Annotated in this window: 16 protein-coding genes; 8 read left to right on the forward strand and 8 right to left on the reverse strand. The window is 68.9% G+C overall.

Annotated elements, in window-relative coordinates; all coding sequences use genetic code 11:
• The first annotated feature begins 30 nt into the window (after positions 1-30).
• Entirely contained in the window at positions 31-1,143 is a 1,113-nt protein-coding gene (locus MCHUDSM44219_RS12350) for an NDMA-dependent alcohol dehydrogenase (RefSeq protein ID WP_048418537.1), read from the forward strand.
• Positions 1,144-1,158: 15 nt separating this feature from the next.
• Here the strand turns inward: MCHUDSM44219_RS12350 and fadA6 are convergent, their stop codons facing one another.
• The 4 genes from fadA6 to ipdE1 are packed head-to-tail and all read right to left on the reverse strand — an operon-like array spanning position 1,159 to position 4,841.
• Complete coding sequence (gene fadA6 / locus MCHUDSM44219_RS12355; protein ID WP_048418538.1) at positions 1,159-2,307, reverse strand: steroid 3-ketoacyl-CoA thiolase FadA6; 1,149 nt, start codon at positions 2,305-2,307, stop codon at positions 1,159-1,161.
• Positions 2,300-2,908, reverse strand: coding sequence for a TetR family transcriptional regulator KstR2 (gene kstR2, locus MCHUDSM44219_RS12360; protein ID WP_048418539.1), 609 nt, complete (start codon positions 2,906-2,908; stop codon positions 2,300-2,302). Before kstR2 ends, fadA6 begins: the two co-directional genes overlap by 8 nt.
• Positions 2,905-3,696, reverse strand: a complete 792-nt coding sequence (gene ipdF, locus MCHUDSM44219_RS12365; RefSeq protein ID WP_048418540.1) for a (5R,7aS)-5-hydroxy-7a-methyl-1-oxo-2,3,5,6,7,7a-hexahydro-1H-indene-carboxyl-CoA reductase — start codon at positions 3,694-3,696, stop codon at positions 2,905-2,907. The genes kstR2 and ipdF overlap by 4 nt, the downstream gene beginning before the upstream one ends.
• Positions 3,693-4,841 (reverse strand): acyl-CoA dehydrogenase IpdE1, encoded by a 1,149-nt coding sequence (gene ipdE1 / locus MCHUDSM44219_RS12370; RefSeq protein ID WP_048418541.1) that lies wholly within the window; start codon positions 4,839-4,841, stop codon positions 3,693-3,695. Before ipdE1 ends, ipdF begins: the two co-directional genes overlap by 4 nt.
• Positions 4,842-4,900: 59 nt before the next feature.
• Here ipdE1 and fadD3 point away from each other — a divergent pair, with 59 nt between their 5' ends.
• The 5 genes from fadD3 to MCHUDSM44219_RS12395 are packed head-to-tail and all read left to right on the forward strand — an operon-like array spanning position 4,901 to position 10,618.
• Positions 4,901-6,427 (forward strand): 3-((3aS,4S,7aS)-7a-methyl-1,5-dioxo-octahydro-1H-inden-4-yl)propanoate--CoA ligase FadD3, encoded by a 1,527-nt coding sequence (gene fadD3, locus MCHUDSM44219_RS12375; RefSeq protein ID WP_048418542.1) that lies wholly within the window; start codon positions 4,901-4,903, stop codon positions 6,425-6,427.
• On the forward strand, positions 6,427-7,551 hold the full coding sequence (locus MCHUDSM44219_RS12380) for an acyl-CoA dehydrogenase family protein (RefSeq protein ID WP_048418543.1): 1,125 nt from the start codon (positions 6,427-6,429) through the stop codon (positions 7,549-7,551). Before fadD3 ends, MCHUDSM44219_RS12380 begins: the two co-directional genes overlap by 1 nt.
• Before the next feature lie 5 nt (positions 7,552-7,556).
• Entirely contained in the window at positions 7,557-8,510 is a 954-nt protein-coding gene (locus MCHUDSM44219_RS12385) for an acyl-CoA dehydrogenase family protein (protein WP_048418544.1), read from the forward strand.
• Positions 8,507-9,454: an acyl-CoA dehydrogenase IpdE2 gene (gene ipdE2 / locus MCHUDSM44219_RS12390; RefSeq protein WP_236695440.1), complete on the forward strand. Its 948-nt coding sequence runs from the start codon at positions 8,507-8,509 to the stop codon at positions 9,452-9,454. Before MCHUDSM44219_RS12385 ends, ipdE2 begins: the two co-directional genes overlap by 4 nt.
• Before the next feature lie 9 nt (positions 9,455-9,463).
• A complete protein-coding gene (locus MCHUDSM44219_RS12395; protein ID WP_048418546.1) occupies positions 9,464-10,618 on the forward strand; it encodes a pyridoxal phosphate-dependent aminotransferase in 1,155 nt (384 codons plus the stop codon).
• 4 nt (positions 10,619-10,622) lie between these two features.
• Here MCHUDSM44219_RS12395 and MCHUDSM44219_RS12400 read toward each other — a convergent pair whose 3' ends face one another.
• From MCHUDSM44219_RS12400 to xylA, 4 genes are all read right to left on the reverse strand, one after another.
• Positions 10,623-11,900: a sugar ABC transporter permease gene (locus tag MCHUDSM44219_RS12400; RefSeq protein ID WP_048418547.1), complete on the reverse strand. Its 1,278-nt coding sequence runs from the start codon at positions 11,898-11,900 to the stop codon at positions 10,623-10,625.
• 13 nt (positions 11,901-11,913) lie between these two features.
• The gene (locus tag MCHUDSM44219_RS12405) at positions 11,914-12,717 is read right to left on the reverse strand and encodes an ATP-binding cassette domain-containing protein (RefSeq protein WP_048418548.1); all 804 of its coding nucleotides are present in this window, start codon (positions 12,715-12,717) and stop codon (positions 11,914-11,916) included.
• Positions 12,718-12,724: 7 nt separating this feature from the next.
• Positions 12,725-13,804 carry a sugar ABC transporter substrate-binding protein gene (locus MCHUDSM44219_RS12410; protein WP_048418549.1) on the reverse strand — a complete coding sequence of 360 codons (1,080 nt, stop codon included), beginning with the start codon at positions 13,802-13,804 and terminating at the stop codon, positions 12,725-12,727.
• Positions 13,805-13,874: 70 nt separating this feature from the next.
• The gene (gene xylA, locus MCHUDSM44219_RS12415; RefSeq protein ID WP_048418550.1) at positions 13,875-15,098 is read right to left on the reverse strand and encodes a xylose isomerase; all 1,224 of its coding nucleotides are present in this window, start codon (positions 15,096-15,098) and stop codon (positions 13,875-13,877) included.
• An 87-nt stretch (positions 15,099-15,185) separates the two neighbouring features.
• Between xylA and MCHUDSM44219_RS12420 the strand changes: the two genes are divergently transcribed.
• Together MCHUDSM44219_RS12420 and MCHUDSM44219_RS12425 are read left to right on the forward strand one after the other, a co-directional pair.
• On the forward strand, positions 15,186-16,364 hold the full coding sequence (locus MCHUDSM44219_RS12420; RefSeq protein ID WP_082162164.1) for an ROK family transcriptional regulator: 1,179 nt from the start codon (positions 15,186-15,188) through the stop codon (positions 16,362-16,364).
• A 100-nt stretch (positions 16,365-16,464) separates the two neighbouring features.
• Complete coding sequence (locus MCHUDSM44219_RS12425) at positions 16,465-17,082, forward strand: adenylate/guanylate cyclase domain-containing protein (protein ID WP_053081235.1); 618 nt, start codon at positions 16,465-16,467, stop codon at positions 17,080-17,082.
• Positions 17,083-17,087: the final 5 nt, after the last annotated feature.

Below are 17,087 nucleotides of genomic sequence, written 5' to 3' on the forward strand. Positions count from 1 at the left end.
CGGCCGAGCCGCCTTCCTAGACTCGGCCCGATGAAGACCAACGCGGCCATCCTCTGGGAGTACGGGTCCGACTGGACCGTCGAAGAGATCGATCTCGACCCGCCGGGCGACGGCGAGGTGCTGGTGTCGTGGGAGGCGACCGGGCTGTGCCACTCCGACGAGCACATCCGCACCGGCGACCTGCCGGTGCCGCTGCCGATGATCGGCGGTCACGAAGGCGCCGGGATCGTGCGCGAAGTGGGCGCCGGCGTCACCGGTCTTGCGCCAGGCGACCATGTCGTCGCCTCGTTCCTGCCCGCCTGCGGCCGATGCCGGTGGTGCTCGACCGGTCACCAGAACCTGTGCGACCTCGGCGCGATCATCATGGCCGGCACGCAGTTGGACGGCACCTACCGGCGCCGCGCCCGCGGGCAGAACATCGGTGTGATGGCGCTCGTCGGCACGTTCTCCCAGTACGGCACTGTTCCGGAGGCGTCGATCGTCAAGATCGACGACGACCTTCCGCTGTCCCGGGCGTGCCTGCTCGGCTGCGGCGTCACCACCGGGTGGGGGTCGGCGGTCAACACCGCCGACGTGCAACCGGGCGACACGGTGGTGGTGATCGGGTTCGGCGGGATCGGCAGCGGCGCGGTCCAGGGCGCGCGGATCGCCGGCGCGGAGAGGATCGTGGTCGTCGAGCCCGTCGAGGACAAGCGGGCCAAGGCGATGCAGCTGGGCGCAACACATTTCGTCACGTCCCTGCCCGAAGCGACAGCGCTGGTCGCGGAGCTGACCCGCGGGGTGATGGCCGACTCGGCGATCCTGACGGTCGGGCTGCTGGAAGGGTCGATGCTCGACGACGCGGTCAACATCATCCGCAAGGGCGGCGCCGTGGTGATGACGGCCCTGTCCTCGATGACCGACAACCAGGCGACGCTGGGCATGATGATGTTCACGCTGTTCCAGAAGCGGCTATTGGGAAGCCTTTACGGCGAGGCCAACCCGCGCGCGGACATCCCGCGGCTGCTGTCGCTGTACCGCGAGGGCAAGCTGCTGCTCGACGAGACCGTCACCCACGAGTACAAACTGGCCGAGGTCAACGAGGGCTACGAGGACATGCGCGCCGGCCGCAACATCCGCGGGGTCATCCTGCACGACCACTGAGCATCGGCGGGAGAACTACAGCCGCTCGATGATCGTGACGTTGGCCGTGCCGCCGCCTTCGCACATCGTCTGCAGGCCGTAGCGCCCGCCGGTGCGCTCCAGCGTGTTCAGCATCGTCGCGAAAAGCTTTGCGCCCGTGGCACCGAGCGGATGGCCGAGCGCGATCGCGCCACCGCTGGGGTTGACCTTCTCGGGATCGGCCTTGGTCTCCTTGAGCCAGGCCTGCACCACCGGCGCGAACGCCTCGTTGATCTCCACGGTGTCGATGTCGTCGATCGACAGCCCTGTCTTGTCCAGCGCATAGCGGGTGGCGGGGATGGGACCGGTGAGCATGAACACCGGGTCGGCGCCGCGGGCGCTGATGTGGTGGATGCGGGCGCGTGGTTTCAGGCCGTGGTCCTTGACCGCCTGCTCGGAGGCCAGCAGCACCGCGCTCGCGCCGTCGGAGATCTGGCTGGCCATCGCCGCGGTCAGCCGGCCACCGTCGACGAGGGTCTTCAGCGTCGCCATCTTCTCCAGCGACGTGTCGCGGGGTCCCTCGTCGACCCGGAACCCGTCCACCTCGAGGATCTCGTTGTCGAAGTGGCCGGCGCGGATCGCGGCCTGGGCGCGCTGATGGCTGGTCAGCGCGTACTGCTCCATCTCCTCCCGGGAGATGCCCCACTTCTCGGCGATCAGTTCCGCGCCGCGGAACTGCGAGATCTCCTGGTCGCCGTAGCGGTGCAGCCAGCTCTTGGATTCGTTGGTAGGCGAGGTGAATCCGAACTGCTCGCCGACGATCATCGCCGAACTGATCGGGATCTGGCTCATGTTCTGCATGCCGCCGGCCACGATCAGGTCGGCGGTACCCGACATGATCGCCTGCGCGCCGAACGACACCGCCTGCTGGCTCGACCCGCACTGCCGGTCGACGGTCACGCCCGGCACTTCTTCGGGGAAGCCGGCGGCCAGCCACGACAGCCGCGCGATGTTGCCGGCCTGCGGGCCGATCGCATCGACGCATCCGGCGATCACATCGTCGACGGCTCCCGGGTCGACGTCGTTGCGGTCGAACAGGCCGCGCCACCCGGCCGCCCCGAGGTCGACCGGGTGCACACCGGCCAGCGATCCGTTGCGCTTGCCGATGGCGGTGCGGACGGCGTCGATGACGTATGCCTCACTCATGAGGAGCTCCTTCTGTGGTGGTGATACCGCCGAGGACGATCGAAAGATACTGCCGTCCAACCTCTTCGGCGGTCAGCGGCCCGCCCGGTTGGAACCAGCGAACCGACACCCAGGTGGTGTCGCGGATGAACCGGTAGACGAGATCGACGTCGACGTCGGGGCGGAAGTAGCCCTCCTCGATGCCCTGGGTGAGGACGTCGACCCACATCTTGCGCTGCTCTTTGTTGCGCTCCTCGACGTAGGAGAACCGCTCCTGCGCCGACAACCGCTTGGCCTCGTCCTGGTAGATCACGACCTCGGCGTGCCGGGTGGCGATCGCCTCGAAGGACGCCATGAACAGACCCTTGAGGCGCTCCAACGGATTCGGCTCGGTCTCCACGATCTGGCGGTAGCGCTCGAAGAGCCAGTCGAGGAACCCGCGCAGCACCTCGTCGACCATCTCCTCCTTCGACGAGAAGTGGTGGTACAGGCTGCCGGAGAGGATTCCGGCGGAGTCGGCGATGTCGCGGACCGTGGTGGCCCGCAGCCCGCGCTCGGCGAACATCGTCGCGGCGAGCGAGAGAAGCTCGTCACGACGGGTGTTGGCGGGTCCGGCGCTCATGGGTGCTGACTCGACACCGAGATCACCTCGCCGGTCAGGTAACTGGAGTAGTCGCTGGCCAGGAACGCGATGGTGGCCGCGACCTCCCACGGTTCGGCGGCGCGGCCGAACGCCTCGCCCTGGGACAGCCGGTCGAGCAGCTCACTGCTCGAGGTCTTCTCCAGGAACTTGTGCCGCGCGATGCTGGGTGACACCGCGTTGATCCGCACGCCGAACTCGACGGCCTCGATCGCGCTGCATCGCGTCAGCGCCATCACACCGGCTTTGGCTGCGGCGTAATGGGATTGGGAGTGCTGCGCGCGCCAGCCGAGGACGCTGGCGTTGTTGACGATCACGCCGCCGTGGCCGGTGTCGCGGAAGTACCGCAGCGCGGCGCGCGTCGCCCGCATCACCGAGGTCAGCGTCACGTTGAGCACCCGGTCCCACTCGTCGTCGGTCATGTCGACCACCGGGGTCTGGCCGCCGAGCCCGGCGTTGTTCACCAGGACGTCGAGCCGGCCGGCCTGTTCCACGGTCGAGGTGATCAACGCGTCGACGGCCTCGGTGGAGGTGACGTCGCACACGACGGCGTGCACGGCGCCCAGACCGAGGGCCGCGAGTTCGTCGCGCGTCTCACCCAACCGGCGTTCGTGGTAGTCGGAGACGACGACGTCGGCGCCCTCGGCCAGGGCGCGGCGAGCGGTCGTCGACCCGATGCCGGTACCGGCGGCGGCGGTGACGAGGACGACCTTGCCGGCCAGCAGGTTGTGGCCCTCGATCTCGGCGGGGGCGACGGACAGATCGGTCACGGGCGCGCCTCTCTGGGCAGGCCGAGCACCCGCTCGGCGATGATGTTGCGCTGCACCTCGTTCGAGCCGCCGTAGATCGTGTCGGCGCGCGAGAACAGGTACAGCCGTTGCCACTCGCTGAACTCACCGTCCGGCAGCGTCAGCCCCGACATCCCGATCACGTCCATCGCGATCTCCCCCAGCTCGCGATGCCAGTTGGCCCACAACAACTTCGACACGCAGTCGGCCCCCGGCCGGTCTTCGTCCATCGTGGCCAGCGCGTAGGACCGCATCGCGTTCAGACCCGCCCACGACCGGACCAGCCGTTCCCGGATCAACGGGTCGTCGGCGGCGCCGGTGCGCTTGGCCACCTCCACGAGGTTCGAATGCTCACGTGCATAACGGATCTGCTGGCCCAGCGTGGACACGCCACGCTCGAACGTCAGCAGTCCCATCGCCACGCGCCACCCGTCGCCGGGCTCGCCGACCACGAGGTCGGCATCGGTGCGGGCGTCGTCGAAGAACACCTCGTTGAACTCGGAGTCGCCGGTCAACTGGATGATCGGGCGGATCTCGACGCCGGGCTGGTCGAGCGGCACCAGGAGGAACGACAGGCCGGCGTGGCGCTTGGAGCCCTTCTCTGTGCGGGCCACCACGAAACACCACTGCGCCCAGTGCGCCAGCGACGTCCACACCTTCTGGCCATTGAGACGCCACTGCTCACCATCGAGCACGGCGGTGGTGGCGACGTTGGCCAGATCGCTGCCCGCTCCCGGTTCCGAGTAGCCCTGAGACCACAGCTCGGTGACGTCGAGGATCTTCGGTAGGAAGCGCTTCTGCTGTTCGGGGGTGCCGTAGGCGATCAGCGTCGGGCCGAGTAGCTCCTCACCCAGGTGGTTGACCTTGTCGGGGGCGTCGGCCTTCGCGTACTCCTCGTAGAACGCGACGCGGTGCGCCACCGAGAGCCCGCGGCCGCCGTGCTCGGTCGGCCAGCCCAGGCAGGTGAGGCCGGCCGCCGCCAGGTGGCGGTTCCACTCCAGCCGTTCCTCGAAGGCTTCGTGCTCGCGGCCGGGACCGCCGAGACCCTTGAGCGCGGCGAACTCGCCGACGAGGTTCTCGGCGAGCCAGTCGCGCACCTGCGCCCTGAACTCCTGGACCTCTATCACCCCTGTAGGCTAACCTACCAAGCACTTGCTTTGTTAGAGGGACAGAGGACGACCCGGGAATGTCACCACAGCGGACCACTCCCGCGGTTCTGGACCGGATCGCGCGCGAGCTCCCCGACCACCCCGCGGTGGTCACGCCCACCAGGACACTTTCGTTCGCCGGGCTGCGCGCCGAGGTTCGCCAGGCCGCCGCGGCGATCATCGAGGCCGGCGTCGCACCCGGCGACCGGGTCGCGATCTGGTCGCCGAACACCTGGCACTGGGTGGTGGCCTGCCTGGCCATTCACCACGCCGGCGGGGTGCTCGTCCCGCTCAACACCCGTTACACCGCCAGTGAGGCCACCGACATCCTGGCCCGTACCGCGGCGCCGCTGCTGTTCGCCTCGGGCGAGTTCCTCGGCGCCGACAAGGCGGCGAGCGTCGAACGGTCGTCGCTGCCCGCACTCCGTCAAGTCGTGCGCATCCCGGTCGAGCAGGACGACGGGACGTGGGACGAGTTCGTGGCGACGGGCAGGGGTGACTCCGCCCTCGCCGCGGTGGACGCGCGCGCCGCGGCCGTCGGCCCCGATGACGTCTCCGACATCCTGTTCACCTCCGGCACCACCGGTCGCAGCAAGGGGGTGCGCTGCGCGCAGCGGCAGTCCCTCGACGCGTCGGCGGCGTGGGCGGCCTGCGGGCAGGTCACCAGCGCCGACCGCTATCTGTGCATCAACCCGTTCTTCCACAACTTCGGCTACAAGGCCGGCATCCTGGCATGCCTGCAGACCGGCGCGACGCTGTTTCCGGAGCTGACCTTCGACCCGGAGAAGACGATGCGGGCCGTGCAGGAGCACCGCATCACGGTGCTGCCCGGGCCGCCGACGATCTACCAGACCCTGCTCGACCACCCGAAGCGCGCCGAATTCGACCTCAGCTCATTGCGATTCGCGGTCACCGGGGCCGCCACGATCCCGGTGGTGCTGATCGAACGGATGCAGAACGAGCTCGACATCGACATCGTGCTGACCGCCTACGGTCTGACCGAGGCCGCCGGGTTCGGCACGATGTGCCGTGCCGACGACGACGCGGTGACCGTTGCGACGACGTCGGGCCGCCCGATCGCCGACTTCGAGTTGCGCATCGGTGACGCCGGCGAGGTGCTGCTCCGCGGACCCAACGTGATGCTGGGCTACCTCGACGACCCGGAGGCCACGGCCGCGGCGATCGACGCCGACGGCTGGCTGCACACCGGCGACGTCGGCGAGCTCGACGAGGCCGGCAATCTGAAGATCACCGACCGCCTCAAGGACATGTACATCTGCGGCGGCTTCAACGTCTACCCGGCCGAGATCGAACAGGTGCTCGCGCGGCTGCCCGGAGTCGCCGAAGCGGCGGTGATCGGGGTGCCCGACGACCGGCTCGGCGAGGTCGGCAAGGCGTTCGTCGTCACCCTGCCCGGCGCCGATCTCGACGAGAAGACCGTCATCGAGCACGCGCGCGCCCACCTGGCCAACTTCAAGACCCCGCGCTCGGTCGAGTTCCTCGACGCGCTGCCGCGCAACCCCGGCGGCAAGGTGGTCAAGCCCCAACTGCGAGGGAGAAGCTGATGGACCTGACCTTCGACGAGGCCACCGAGGAGTTCCGCACCGAGGTGCGCGAGTTCCTCGCCGCCCACACCGACGACTTCCCCACCGAGTCCTACGACACCGCAGAGGGTTTCGAACAGCACCGCCGCTGGGACAAGGTGCTCTTCGACGCCGGGCTGTCGGTGATCACCTGGCCGGAACAGTACGGCGGGCGTGACGCGTCGCTGCTGCAGTGGATCGTCTACGAGGAGGAGTACTTCCGCGCCGGCGCCCCGGGACGGGCGAGCGCCAACGGCACGTCGATGCTCGCGCCCACCCTGTTCGCCCACGGCACCGAGGAGCAACGCGACCGCGTACTGCCGAAGATGGCCAGCGGCGAGGAGATCTGGGCCCAGGCCTGGTCGGAACCGGAATCCGGTAGCGATCTGGCGTCGCTGCGCTCGACGGCCACCAGGACCGACGGCGGCTGGCTGCTCAACGGCCAGAAGATCTGGAGCTCGCGAGCGGTGTTCGGTGAGCGCGCCTTCGGCCTGTTCCGCTCCGACCCCGAGGCGCAGCGGCACAAGGGCCTCACCTACGTGATGTTCGACCTGAAGGCCGACGGGGTGACGGTGCGGCCGATCGCGCAGCTCGGCGGCGCCACCGGGTTCGGGGAGATCTTCCTCGACGACGTTTTCGTGCCCGACGAAGACGTGATCGGCGGGGTGCACGACGGGTGGCGGGCGGCGATGAGCACGTCGAGCAACGAGCGGGGCATGTCGTTGCGCAGCCCGGCGCGTTTCCTGGCGCCGGCGGAACGTCTTGTTGCGCAATGGAAGAACGATCCCGACCCGGCCTTCACCGACCGCGTCGCCGACGCGTGGATCAAGGCGCAGGCCTACCGCCTGCACACGTTCGGCACCGTGACGCGGGTGAGCAACGGCGGCGAACTGGGCGCCGAATCCTCGATCACCAAGGTGTTCTGGTCCGAGCTCGACGTGGCCCTGCACCAGACCGCGCTGGATCTGCGCGGCGCCGACGGGGAACTGATGGACTCGGTCACCGAGGGCCTGCTGTTCGCGCTCGGCGGCCCGATCTATGCCGGAACCAACGAGATCCAGCGCAACATCATCGCCGAGCGGCTGCTGGGCCTGCCCCGAAAGTAGATGACGTGAACTTCGAGATCGACGATCAGCAGCGGGATTTCGCGGCGAGTATCGATGCCGCCCTGAGTGCTGCGAACCTGCCCGACGCCGTGCGGGCCTGGGCCGCCGGCGACGCCGCGCCTGGACGCAAGGTGTGGGCGCAGCTGTCCGACCTGGGCGTGACCGCCCTGCTGGTGCCCGAGCGTTTCGACGGCATCGACGCCCATCCCGTCGACCTGGTGGTGGCGTTGGAGCGGCTGGGCCGCTGGAATGTGCCGGGGCCCGTGACGGAATCGATCGCGGTGGCCCCGATCCTGCTGGCCGACGACGAGCGCGCGGGTGCGCTGGCGTCCGGGGAACTCGTCGTCACCGTGGCCGCCCCGCCTTTGGTCGCCCGCGCGGTCGACGCCGACACCGCCGGGCTGGTGCTGCTCGCCGCCGACGGCGAGGTCAGTGACGCCGCGCCCGCCGCGCGGCAGGAATCGGTCGATCCGAGCCGGCACCTGTTCGACGTCACCGCCGCCGGCGACGGCCGGCCCGCCGACGTGGCGCGGGCGTTCGAATTCGGCGCCATGGCCACCGCGGCACAGCTGATCGGCGCCGCACAGGCGATGCTCGACGCCTCGGTCGACTACGCCAAGCAGCGCAGCCAGTTCGGCACCATCATCGGCACCTACCAGGCGATCAAGCACAAGCTCGCCGACGTGCTGATCGCGGTCGAGATGGCGCGGCCGCTGGTGTACGGAGCCGCGCTGTCCCTGGCGGACGGCTCCGGCGACACCGCCCGCGACGTCAGCGCCGCCAAGGTCGCCGCGGCCGACGCCGCGCTGCTCGCCGCCCGTTCGGCACTGCAGACCCACGGCGCGATCGGCTACACCCAGGAGCACGACCTGTCGCTGATGCTGTTGCGGGTGCAGGCGCTGCGCCCCGCATGGGGCGACCCGACGTGGCACCGTCGACGAGTGTTGGAGGCACTGTGAGTTCAAGCGAAGAACGGGAGTTGTTGCGCGACACCGTCGCTGCGCTGGTCGACAAACACGCCTCCTCCGAGGCCGTGCGCGCGGCGGCGGCGTCGGAACGCGGTTACGACGAGGCGCTGTGGACGATGCTGTGCGAACAGGTCGGCGCCGCCGCGCTGGTGGTGCCCGAGGAACTCGGCGGCGCGGGCGGCGAACTCGCCGACGCCGCGGTGGTGCTCGAGGAACTGGGCAAGGCGTTGGTGCCGACGCCGCTGCTCGGCACGATCCTGGCCCAACTGGCCCTGCTGTCGCTCGACGACCCCGACACGGATCTGTTGGAGGCGCTGGCCGAGGGCAGCGCCATCGGCACCGTCGTGTTCGACCCGGGCTACGTCGTCAACGGCAACGTGGCCGACGTGGTGATCGCCGCCGACGGCGAATCCCTCACGCAGTGGCGCTCTTTCGCCATGACACCGGCCGTCGCGATGGACATCACCCGCCCATTGGCCGCGCTGGAACCCACCGAGACCGCGACGCTCGGTCGGGACCCCGGGCTGGCCGACACCGCGGCGCTCCTGCTGGCGGCAGAGCAGGTCGGCGCGGCGTCACGATGCCTGGACCGCACGGTCGCCTACACCAAGGACCGCGTGCAGTTCGGCCGCCCGATCGGCAGCTTCCAGGCGCTCAAGCACCGGATGGCCGACATGCACGTCGCCGTCGAATCGGCCAGGGCTGTCGTCGACGGGGCGATCGCCGAACCCTCGGCAGCCTCCGCGGCGCTGGCCCGGCTGGCCGCCAGTGAGGCCCTGTCGCTGGTGGCCGCCGAGGCGGTGCAGCTGCACGGCGGCATCGCGATCACCTGGGAGAGCGATATCCAGCTCTACTTCAAGCGCGCGCACGGCAGCGCGCAGCTGCTCGGTCCGCCGCGCGAGCAGCTGCGCCGCCTCGAATCCGAGGTGTTCTAGCCTGGCGGGATGAGCGTCTCGCTGCGGGCCGGCATCCCCCCGTTCTATGTGATGGACGTGTGGCTGGCCGCCGCGGAGCGGGCGCGCACGCACGGCGACCTGGTCAACCTGTCCGCCGGACAGCCGAGCGCCGGTGCGCCGGCGGCGGTCCGGGACGCTGCCGTCACCGCCCTGCAGCACGACCGGCTCGGCTACACCGTCGCCCTCGGCATCCCAGAGCTGCGCGCCGCGATCGCCGGGGCGTACGAACACCGCCACGGACTCACCGTCGACCCCGACGACGTCGTGATCACGACGGGCTCCTCCGGGGGCTTCCTGCTGGCGTTCCTGGCCTGTTTCGACGCCGGCGACCGGGTGGCGATCGCCAGCCCCGGATATCCCTGCTATCGCAACATCCTGACGGCCCTCGGCTGCGAGGTCGTCGAGTTGCCGTGCGGCCCCGACACCCGGTTCCAGCCGGCGCTGGCGATGCTCACCGAACTGGATCCGCCGGTCGCCGGGGTGATCGTCGCGAGTCCGGCCAATCCGACCGGCACCGTGATCCCGCCCGACGAGCTCGCCGCGATCGCCGGCTGGTGCGCATCGTCGGGGGTGCGCCTGATCAGCGACGAGGTCTACCACGGGCTGGTGTATCCCGGAGCCCCGGCGACCAGCTGCGCCTGGGAGACCTCCCGGGAATCCGTTGTGATGAACAGTTTCTCGAAGTACTTCGCGATGACGGGCTGGCGGCTGGGATGGATGCTGGTACCCCGGGAGCTCAGGCGCGCCGTCGATCGCCTGACGGGCAACTTCACCATCTGTCCGCCGGTGCTGCCGCAGCTGGCCGCCGTCGCCGCGTTCACGCCGGAGTCGATCGCCGAGGCGGAGTCCCTGCTCGACGGGTACGCGGCCAACCGCACGCTGCTGCTCGACGGCCTGCGCGCGATCGGGGTCGATCGGCTCGCACCCACCGACGGGGCGTTCTACGTCTACGCCGACGTGTCGCAGTGGACCACCGACTCGCTGAGCTTCTGTTCGAAGCTGTTGAGTGACACCGGGGTTGCGATCGCTCCGGGCGTCGACTTCGACACCGTGCGCGGCGGCGCGTACGTCCGGCTGTCCTTCGCCGGGCCGACCGCCGACATCGAGGAGGCGCTGCGCCGCATCGGCGGCTGGCTGAGCTGAGCGCTCACCCCAGCCCGGTCGACGAGCGACGGCGCCGCGAGATCGCGTCCACGCTCGCGGCGAGCAGCAGCACGCCGCCGGTCACCAGGAAGTTGATGTACGACGACTGGTTGAGCAGCCCGAGCCCGTTGGCGATCGTTGCCACGACGACGCCGCCGATCACCGCGTCGACCGCGCGGCCGCGGCCACCGAACAGGCTGGTGCCGCCGATCACCGCCGCACCGACCGCGTACAGCAGCGTGTTGCCCGCCCCCGACGACGCGGACACCTTCCCGGCGTAGGACGCGGCGATGATCCCGCTCAGCGCGGCCAGCGACGAGCAGGCGATGAACACCGAAACCCGGATACGGTTGACCGAGATGCCGGCCCGGCGGGCAGCCTCGGCGTTACCGCCGACGGCGTAGATGTGCCGTCCGTACGCAGTCCGCTTGAGCAGCAGCGTCATCGCGATCAGCAGCACCAGGATCAGTGGCAGCACATAGGGCACCCCGCGGATCTGCACGTTCGGGTTGACGCTGCGATTCACGCTCAGCACGAACGTGACACCGAGAACCACGGCGGCGACGGCGACCACACGCGCGATGACCACGCCGAGCGGGGCGTGCGCCAACTGCAGGGACCGCTTGCGCTGGTACTGCCAGACCTCGAGCGCGCCGAACCCGACGACCACCGCGAACGCGATCGCCCATCCGACCGTCACGGGCAGGTTGCTCACCGTCAGACCGCGGATGACCGGGTTGTCCACGCGCACCGAGCCGCCCTCCCCGATGAGCTTGAGGGTGACGCCCTGCAACCCGAGGAAGAACGCCAACGTCACGACGAACGACGGGATTCCGAGCTTGGCTCGCAGCACGCCGATGGCCAGACCGATCGCCGCGCCGCACGCGATGCCGGCCAGCACCGCCGCCCACCACGGCCACTGCGCCTCCACGATGGTCAGTGCCATCACGCACGCCGACACCCCGCCCGCCACGCCGGCGGACAGGTCGATGTCGCCGAGCAGCAGCACGAACACCAGGCCCATCGCCAGCACACAGATCGAGCCGGCCTGCGTGATCAGGTTGGCCAAGTTCAGCGCCGACATGAAGCGGTCGTTCGCGAGACCGAACACCACGAACAGCACGATGAGCCCCAGCACCGCGGGAAGTGACCCCATGTCACCGCCGCGGACCCGGCGGACGTACGCCCGCACCGCGTCACCGAACCCGGCGTCCGAGTGCGTGTCCGCGGCGAAATCGGACGCGGCCACCGCACCGCCGGCGGGCGAACCGAGTGTGGTCATTGCGTGTCCTTCACTACATCGACTCCGCGGCCTCGGCCGGCGCCAGCCCGAGGCTGCCGGAGCGCCCGGCGGTGATCAGTTCGACGACCTGGCTGTGGGTCACGTCGGTGGTCTTGACATCCGCAGCCACCCGGCCCAGATACAGCGCACAGATCCGGTCGGCCACCTCGAAGACGTCGGCCAGGTTGTGCGAGATCAGCACGACGCCCACCCCCTGGTCGGCCAGCCGGCGCACCAGATCGATGACCTGTTTGGTCTGTGCGACGCCGAGCGCGGCCGTGGGCTCGTCCAGCAGAACAACTTTCGAGTTCCACAGCACCGACTTCGCGATCGCTACAGTCTGGCGCTGCCCGCCCGACAGGCTCGACACCGTCTGGCGCACCGAGGTGACGGTGCGCACCGACAGCGACTTCAGCGCGTCGCGCGCCATCGTCTCCATGCGGGCCTCGTCGAGCACGCCGCGGTGGGTCAGTTCCCTTCCCAGGAACATGTTCTCGACGATGTCGAGGTTGTCGCACAGCGCCAGATCCTGATAGACGACCTCGACGCCGAGCGCCGCGACGTCGTTGGGACCGTGCACGGTGACCGGCTGCCCCTCGAAGAGGTAGGTGCCGGTGTCGATGGGATGGATCCCCGCGATCGCCTTGACCAGAGTGGACTTTCCCGCGCCGTTGTCACCGACCAGCGCGGTGACCTGTCCGGGATAGACCCGGAAGTCGATGTCGTGCAGCACGTGCACGACGCCGAAACTCTTGTTGACAGAGCGCAGTTCGAGGATGGGCTCGCTGGCCGAGACCGTGCCGACCCTATCGACCATGTCGGCTCTACAGTCCCGCCGCCGAGCACATCGCCGCGAACTGGCCGGCGCACACCTCGTCCTTGGACTGGCCGCCGTCAGTGAACACGACGTCGACGTTGTCCTTGGTGATCGACTTCGGCGTCAGGAGCACCGACGGCACGTCGCGGTTGCCCTGATCGTCACGGGAGGTGCTGTTGGTCTCGGGCGTCTGACCGTTGGCCAACGCGATCGCGGCCTTGGCCAGCGCGCCCGCCTCCTCGGTGGCGGACTTGTACACGGTCATGCACTGGGTGCCGGCGAGGATGTTCTGCAGGCCCTCGACGGTGGCGTCCTGCCCGGTGACCGGCACCTGGCCGGCGCGCTTGTTCTTGTCCAGGATCGAGATCACCGAGCCGGCCAGCCCGTCGTTGGCGGCGTAGACGCCGTCGACCTTTCCGCCTGCCGCGGTGTAGAGCTGCTCGAAGATGGTGACCGCCTTGTCGTTGTCCCAATCCGGCACGGCCTGCTCCCCCACGTTCTTGATGCTCGGGGTCGCGTCGATCACCGAGTGTGCGCCGGTGGAGAACAGGGTGGCGTTGTTGTCGGTGGGCGAGCCGTTGAGGAACACCACATTGGCGGGCTTACCGCCGAGGCAGTCCACGAGGCCCTGGCCCTGCAGCTCACCGACTTTGGTGTTGTCGAACGAGACGTAGGCATCGGCCGAACCGCCGAGGGTGAGCCGGTCGTAGTCGATGGTCTTGACCCCTTGTGATGCGGCCTTCTGCTGGATGGAGGCGCCGCTGTCGGAATCCAGGTTGACGATCGCCAGCACCGTGACGCCATCGGCGATCATGCCGTCGGCGATGGTCGCCATCTGGTCGGCCGAACCCTCGGCGTTCTGGATGTTGTACTCCACCCCCGCCTCCTTGAAGGCGGCCTCGAGCGCGGGACGGTCCTTGGTCTCCCACCGCACCGACGATTTCGTGTCGGGCAGGATGACGCCGATCTTGCCTTTACCGCTCTGGCTGCTTCCGCCGCCGGAATCGGAACTGCTGCAGCCGCTGAGGCTGACCGCCACGACGGTGGTCGTGAGCAGGGCGGTGAGCAGGGTGCGCGTACGTTTCACGGGACTGGCCTCCGAACGAGTTTTGTTATCTGGGGCAACTTATAACGTGATACACGTCACGTCCAGCGGCTCACCGCGCGCCCATCAGGTGCTCGAGCGCCAGCTGGTTGAGCGCGACGAAGCCGAATCCCTTTGCGCCGAAGTAGGAATCGGTGTCGAAATCCTCGTAGGCGGACCGGTCGGCGAGCAGGTCGGCATAGGTTTCGCCAGGATCGAGCGTCGGCGCCCGCAGATCGGCGACCTTAGCCTGGGTCATTGCCTCGACGACGGCGGGATCGGCGCGGAACGCGGCGGCACGTTCGCGCAGAAGCAGATACATCCGCATGTTCGCCGCCGCCGACGCCCACACCCCCGCCATGTCTTCGGTGCGACTGGGCTTGTAGTCGAAGTGCCGCGGCCCGGTGTAGGCAGGGCCGCCCTCCGGTCCGCCGTGTTCGAGCAGATCGACCAGTGCGAACGCGTTGGCCAGATCGCCGTGGCCGAACACGAGGTCCTGGTCGAACTTGATGCCGCGCTGACCGTTGAGGTCGATGTGGAAGAGCTTGCCGCTGTAGAGCGCCTGGCTGATGCCGTGCATGAAATTCAAACCGGCCATCTGCTCGTGGCCCGTCTCGGGATTGACGCCGACCATCTCGGGGTGGGCGAGGGTGTCGATGAACGCCAGCGCGTGCCCGACGGTCGGCAGCAGGATGTCGCCGCGGGGTTCGTTGGGCTTGGGCTCGATGGCGAACCGCAGTCCGCTGCCCTGGTCGATCACATACTGGCACAACAGATCCAGCGCCTCGCGGTAGCGCTCGAAGGCGGCCTGCACGTCCTTGGCCGAATCGTATTCACTGCCCTCGCGCCCGCCCCACAGCACGAACGTCTCGGCGCCGAGTTCCATGGCGAGGTCGAGGTTGCGCAGGACCTTGCGCAACGCGAAACGACGCACCCCGCGGTCGTTGCTGGTGAACCCGCCGTCTTTGAACACCGGCTGGGTGAACAGGTTGGTGGTCACCATCGGCACCACCAGCCCGGTGGCCGACAGCGCGGCACTCAGCCTGTCGATCATCCGCCGCCGCTCGGCCTCGGAGCTGCCGAACGGGAAGAGGTCGTCGTCGTGGAAGGTCAGCCCGTAGGCACCCAGTTCGGCGAGCCGCTCGACGGCCTCCACCACGTCGAGCGCGGGCCGGGTGGCGACGCCGAACGGGTCGTTCGCCGGCCAGCCGATGGTCCACAGACCGAAGGAGAATTTGTCGGACGGGGTCGGCGACAGCGCATCCGAGGCGGCGGTGCCGGATTCCAGAACGGTCATGAGAAAGCTCCAGGATGTGTATTTTGTTCTCTGCGCGAACATAAGATGTGGCCTGCACCACTGTCAAGGCCGAAGGCGAGGGCATGCATGGAACCGAGCGAGGGTCGCCGGGGCGCCCGCATGGGCACCAGCGCCGATGACGTCAGGCGGCGCAACCTGTCCAGCGTCCTGACCCTCGTCCACCGCAATCGCGCTCTCAGCCGCGCCGAGCTGACCCGTCGCACCGGGTTGTCCCGTTCCACCACAAAGGATCTCGTCGAGGAGTTGACGGCGCGGGGTCTGGTCGAGGAATCGCCTGCCCCATCGATCTCGCAAGTCGGCAGGCCGAGTCCCATCGTGCGTCCCGCCCGTCGAATCCTGGCCGCCACCGTCACCCCGGAGGTCGACGCTGTCAGTATCGGAGTGGTCGCGATGGGCGGGGCGGTACTCGAGATCGTCCGCCGCCCCACCGACCGCGTGCCGACGCCGGCGGACACGGTGGTGGTGGCGACGGACGTCATCGACCGCATCCGTCGCGATCTGCCCGACGGGGCGGCGCTGACGGCCGTCGGTGTCGCGGTGCCCGGGCTGGTGCACGGCCCCGAGTCGGTGGTTCAGCTGGCGCCCAATCTCGACTGGCACGATGTCGCGATCGGCGAGATGCTCTGTGCAGCAACGGGATTGCTGGTCTATGCCGCCAACGACGCCAACGTCGGAGCCACCGCAGAGCATCTGTTCGGCGACCATCACGACGCCGGTCACCTGATCTACGTCAACGGCGGACCGAGCGGCATCGGGGCGGGTTTCGTCGTCGCCGGCGGATTGCTCGAGGGGGTCGCCGGTTATGCGGGCGAGTTGGGGCACACCTATGTGGGCGGGAGCGAACCGTGCCACTGCGGCAGCGTCGGCTGCCTGGAGACCGAGGTGACCCAGGCGCCTCTGGCGCGGCTGATCGCCGAACTGGACCGTGCCGATCCGTCGGCGCCACCGCCCTGCCCCACCGACGCCGAGCGCGACGTGCTCCACCGGCAGGCCCGCGCCCTTGCCGTCGCTCTGGGTAACGCGATCAACATGCTGAACCCGCGCCTGATCGTCCTCGGCGGATTCCTGCGGGCCTTCCCCGCCTACGCAGGTGGCGTGCTCCGGGAGGAACTGTCCCGCCGCAGCATGGGCGGGCCGAGGGACCTGGTCCGCGTCGTCGCCGCCACGCTCGGAGCCGAGACATTGATGATCGGCGCGGCCGAGCTCGCGTTCGCACCGGTGCTCGCCGACCCGGCGAGAGCGTGACTTGTCCGGCCTCTGCACCAGATCGATCCAGTGCGGTACTCCCGCCGTGAATACCAGGAGGACGGGCACAGAGTGCTGATGGGAGTGACACCATGTCGAGGTGATCGACGGTCCTGCCGGCGACGATTCGCTCGCCCCCCTCGGGCGCGGCGAGATCGTTGCAGTCACGATGTTCTTCGCCGACCTGGTGGATTCGACGGCGTTGTCCGCCCGAATGGAACCCGAGACGTATCGGATGGTGGTGGGGCGCTACCGCGAGCAGGTGCTGCATGCGGTCGAACGGCACCAGGGACGTATCGGTTCCACCAAGGGCGACGGACTGTTGGCCGTATTCGGTCATCCGATCTCTAGGTCCGACGATGCGCATCGTGCGATCCGGGCGGGACTGGAGATCGTGCGTGAGGTTTCCAGGCTCAGTGAACAAGTCGAGCGTCGCTGGGGTTTCCGCGTCGAAGTCCGGGTGGGTGTGCATTCGGGTCCTGCCTATCTCGCCGCCGATCTCGACGGAGCTCAACCGGATTTCGCCGGATCGACCGCCAATCAGGCGACCCGGATCTCCGGGCTCGCATCACCGGGTGCTGTCGTGATCACGCCGGAACTGCTTGCTACGGTCGGCGACGACTTCGACCTGCAAGCGCAGTCCTCACCGCAGGCCGGGGATCCCGAAGAGAAGGTGATCTACCTTCGAGTGCTGAGTGAGCGCCTTCCGAGCCGGTGACATCC

The sequence above is a fragment of the Mycolicibacterium chubuense genome (genome assembly GCF_001044255.1).
In the GTDB taxonomy this organism is placed as follows: Bacteria; Actinomycetota; Actinomycetes; order Mycobacteriales; family Mycobacteriaceae; genus Mycobacterium; species Mycobacterium chubuense.

Excerpts from the sequence above, each read along its gene's own strand:
- MCHUDSM44219_RS12405 (WP_048418548.1), bottom strand. The coding sequence starts at position 12,717 with ATGGTCGATAGGGTCGGCACGGTCTCGGCCAGCGAGCCCATCCTCGAA.
- MCHUDSM44219_RS12350 (WP_048418537.1), top strand. The coding sequence starts at position 31 with ATGAAGACCAACGCGGCCATCCTCTGGGAGTACGGGTCCGACTGGACC.
- fadA6 (WP_048418538.1), bottom strand. The coding sequence starts at position 2,307 with ATGAGTGAGGCATACGTCATCGACGCCGTCCGCACCGCCATCGGCAAG.
- MCHUDSM44219_RS12395 (WP_048418546.1), top strand. The coding sequence starts at position 9,464 with ATGAGCGTCTCGCTGCGGGCCGGCATCCCCCCGTTCTATGTGATGGAC.
- kstR2 (WP_048418539.1), bottom strand. The coding sequence starts at position 2,908 with ATGAGCGCCGGACCCGCCAACACCCGTCGTGACGAGCTTCTCTCGCTC.
- MCHUDSM44219_RS12400 (WP_048418547.1), bottom strand. The coding sequence starts at position 11,900 with ATGACCACACTCGGTTCGCCCGCCGGCGGTGCGGTGGCCGCGTCCGAT.
- fadD3 (WP_048418542.1), top strand. The coding sequence starts at position 4,901 with ATGTCACCACAGCGGACCACTCCCGCGGTTCTGGACCGGATCGCGCGC.
- MCHUDSM44219_RS12380 (WP_048418543.1), top strand. The coding sequence starts at position 6,427 with ATGGACCTGACCTTCGACGAGGCCACCGAGGAGTTCCGCACCGAGGTG.
- xylA (WP_048418550.1), bottom strand. The coding sequence starts at position 15,098 with ATGACCGTTCTGGAATCCGGCACCGCCGCCTCGGATGCGCTGTCGCCG.
- MCHUDSM44219_RS12420 (WP_082162164.1), top strand. The coding sequence starts at position 15,186 with ATGGAACCGAGCGAGGGTCGCCGGGGCGCCCGCATGGGCACCAGCGCC.